We start from the raw sequence: 740 nt of genomic DNA on the forward strand, positions 1-740 counted from the left end.
GCTCCTGCAAGGCTTGGACGAGGGATTCTCGAAAGCCGGCCGACCGCTGTCCGAACGCGTGTCGGAGGCAGCACGAATCGTGGTCGAGGAGTGTTTGGAGGAAGTTGACGGGGAGAAGCCCGAGGCCGACTACCTGCTGAAGGGCTGGTTTCTGGGGATCCTTTGGCCGATTAATGACTGGTATGAGCGTCGATACGGGAAGGCGCTTATCGATCGCTCGAAACGACGCCTACGAGGCATGGTTCTCTACTTCGACGTGCCACTCGTCATAGCCGTTCCTGAGGTCTTGTTCGAAGCCGGTAAAGATGACGATGGTCCTTGGGTGCGATTTCCGATCGAGGTCCTTGCCTATGAAAAGCCGCTCGAATGGCTTGAGACGCCGCCGCCGATCGCGGAAATGAAGTCGAAGCGGAAAGAGCGGCTCTTGGCATCGATCTGCACGGTTGCCACGCACCTGCGTGCGATCAAGAACGATCTGAACACGGCCACCTTGCTGCCAGAGGCCCGGAAGCGGGCGGCTGGCGTACTGCTGCATTTGGACCGGGCCGCGGACACAGGTTCCTCTCATCATCCGAACGCCCGCTCCCTGTCCGTGTGGGAGCTCCAAATGGCTTGCGAGCAGACCATGAAGGCGCATTTGTTGCAGCGCGGCATCGCAGTCCCACGCACTCACAACCTTCGGGATTTGCAGCGCCTGACCTTCGGCCCGAACGCCCCCCCTGTCGCGAAGAGTGCAATGG

General features: G+C 60.4%; 1 protein-coding gene. It reads left to right on the forward strand.

The features are described 5' to 3' along the window. Positions 1-740 (forward strand): HEPN domain-containing protein (locus AC1D01_RS37265; RefSeq protein ID WP_477874926.1); only part of this gene is annotated, 740 nt, incomplete at both ends.

It is taken from the genome of Rhizobacter sp. P3_B12, from assembly GCF_056402895.1.